Origin of the sequence: Burkholderia sp. Ac-20379, assembly GCF_017104645.1 — a bacterium.
In the GTDB taxonomy this organism is placed as follows: domain Bacteria; phylum Pseudomonadota; class Gammaproteobacteria; order Burkholderiales; family Burkholderiaceae; genus Burkholderia.
This window is the reverse complement of sequence record NZ_JAAGPF010000546.1, coordinates 1-2,788: the sequence shown is the minus strand read 5'-3', so window position 1 is coordinate 2,788 and position 2,788 is coordinate 1. Positions and strand designations below refer to the sequence as shown.

The following is a 2,788-nucleotide window of genomic DNA, read 5'->3' as shown; positions in this document are numbered from 1 at the left end:
GGACGCAACGGCGAGCGCGCCGGGATCGGCGGCACGGCCGATTGCGTGCGCTGCTGCGAGGTCGACGCGATCGGGCGCGGTGCGGGCGGCACGACGGGCTGCTGTTGTTGGCGCACGTCGGTCGGCACGGGCGGCGGGGTGCGCGTTGGTGCAGGCGGCACGACGGGCTGCTGTTGTTGGCGCACGTCGGTTGGCACGGGCGGCGGTGTACGCGTTGGCGCGGGCGGCACGACGGGCTGCTGTTGTTGACGCACGTCGGTCGGCACGGGCGGCGGTGTACGCGTGGGTGCAGGCGGCACGACGGGTTGCTGCTGTTGGCGCACGTCAGTCGGCACAGGCGGCGGCGTTCGCGTCGGTGCAGGCGGCACGACGGGTTGCTGCTGTTGGCGCACATCGGTCGGCACGGGCGGCGGTGTGCGCGTGGGCGCAGGCGCCACGACGGGTTGCTGCTGTTGCCGGACATCGGTCGGCACAGGCGGCGGCGTCCGCGTTGGTGCAGGCGGCACGACGGGTTGCTGCTGTTGACGCACGTCGGCGGGCACGGGCGGCGCAGGCACCGCGGGCGGCACCGCCACCTCGGCGGCCTGCCGTTCCTGAAAGCGCTCGAGCTTGTCGAGATCCGCGAAATCGGCCGACTCGGAGACGATCTCGTGCTCGCCCGACACCTGCGTGACCGACGTGGCGATCAGGCCCGCGTTGAGCCCCGAGCGCGTGGTGATCGAATTCTGTTCCTTGACCTTCAGATCCGATGCGATCCACGACGCCGGGTTCGTCATGATGTCGTCGATCCGGCGCGCCACGCTCGCGGTCGGCTGGCCGTGCATGGCGTCGCTGGCGGTCAGCGCGTCGATCTGCTTGGCCGCGCTGTCGCGCAGCCGGAAGCGGTGGAAGAACGTCTGGTTCGGCGCGGAGTTGGCGCGCGCGTCGCCGAGCAGCGTGTTGATCTTGGTGTCGGCGGCCGCATGCGCGGTGGCCCAGTGCGCCGGCGTGGCGGTGTCGACGTCCACGCCTTGCTCCTTGAGCGACTTCAGCGCGTACAGGTCGCGCCACGCGCCGGCCTGCGCATCCACCGCGTGCGTGAACGTCTCGGCCGATTTGTATTCGACGTCGACCAGGCACGAGCGCGGCACCAGCTTGCCGTTGTCGCGCGCGATCTGCACGCGCGATTCGATGCCCGAATCGCTGAGCGCCAGAATCGCCGACGGCGTGTCGATCGACGACAGCCCCATCGACACGTCGTGCGCCTTCGGCCCGAGCGACACCGAGCCGCTCAGCCCGCCGGTCAGCCGCGCCACCCAGCGCGCGCCGCTGCCCGAGCGGTGCTGCTCGACCTGCAGCGCGCCCGCGTCGTCGTGCACCTCGCGCGTGTGGCGGCGCGTGGCCGTGTAGCCCGCACCCACGCCGAGGCCGGCCGACAGCGGCGTCTTGGGAATCCCGCCGTACACGCCCACGTCCACGGTGGCGCCGTGGCGGATGGTGTTGTCGATGCCGTCGGTCCAGCCGACCGAGATGTCCGGATCCTCGAGGAACTGGTCCGCCAGGCGGTTCCAGGTATCGCCCTCGTTGCCGTTGCGCGCCGTCGCCGAACTCTGGACGAGATGCTGGAACAGCGCCGCGTATTTGGTTTCGAGCGTGCGATCGTCGAAGTTGGAGCCGTCGGGCAGCACGCGCCGCGCCACCCGCAGCGACACGCCGCTCGGCTCGTTGCGCTCCTGCTGGTGCAGCACGGCCTGGGTCGTCACGCCCGCGCGCACGTAGGACAGGCCCACGTCGAAGTCGTAGCCCACGCGCACCCCGAGCCCCGCCTGCGCGCTGATGCCCTTCGCGGTGCCCATGAAGATTTCCGAGCCGTAGTTGCTGCGCGCGAACTCCACCAGCGCCGAGCGGTTGCCGGCCGCGCGGATGTCCACGCGCGGCTGGATCGGCACGCCGTGCACGCTGAGCAGCTTGCCGAGGTTGGCCGACAGCCCGCGCGTGCTGAAGCCGAAGCGGTTGCCGTCCTGCATGCGCAGCCGCGCGCCGGACGGGATCGTCTTGACCACCTCGGACAGCGCGTTCACCACGCCGTCCTGGGCCGGCGTGGCGACCGTCTGCGGCAGGTTCTTGGTGTCGCTCTTGAGCGTGTCCACCGCGGCGATGAAATCGGCGTCCTCCACGCCGGCGAGCTGCGTCCAGCCGGCGATGCGCTGGGCGTTGAACGGCACCGCGCCGAGCGCGAGGAACGCCGGATCCTTGTCGGCGTTGCGGCCCGACCAGCCGGCGGTGTCGCGCAGCATCGCGTCGCGCGCGGGAATCAGCTCCGGCGTGGCGGACAGATCCGCCGCGGCCAGCGCGCCGCGCATCTCGTTGGCCTTGGCGACGATCAGCTTGGTCTGCGCCGCATTGGGCTGGCCGGTCTTGAAGCCGCCCTGATCGAACCAGACATGCAGCGCGGCCAGCTCGGCGATCGAGTGGGCCGGGCGGTCGTGCCCGAGCGTCGCGGCGGGCTGCATCATCGGCCGGTCGAGCAGCGCGCCGCGATGCTCGGCCAGCTTGGCGAGCGATTTCTGTTCCTTGGCGATGGTGGCGCGCGTGACGTCTTGCGTGCCGCTGCGCAGCGCGGCCAGCGGCGCGCGGTGCTTGCCGACCGAGCGCGCGGCGAAGGTTTTCCAGCGCGTCTCGCCCGCTTGATCGAGCGCCTTGCCGGTGAACTTGTGCAGACGCGTGCGCGTCTTCGCCAGCGGCGTGCCGGGGCCGTCCTCGCGATAGTGCTGGCGCCACGCGAAGAAGTCGCCCTTGTGCGCCGCGA

General features: G+C 71.6%; 1 protein-coding gene. It reads right to left on the bottom strand.

What is annotated here, in order from left to right; all coding sequences use genetic code 11:
- Window positions 1-2,788: autotransporter (locus G3N92_RS32540; protein ID WP_206131634.1), on the bottom strand; the 2,788-nt coding region annotated here is incomplete at both ends.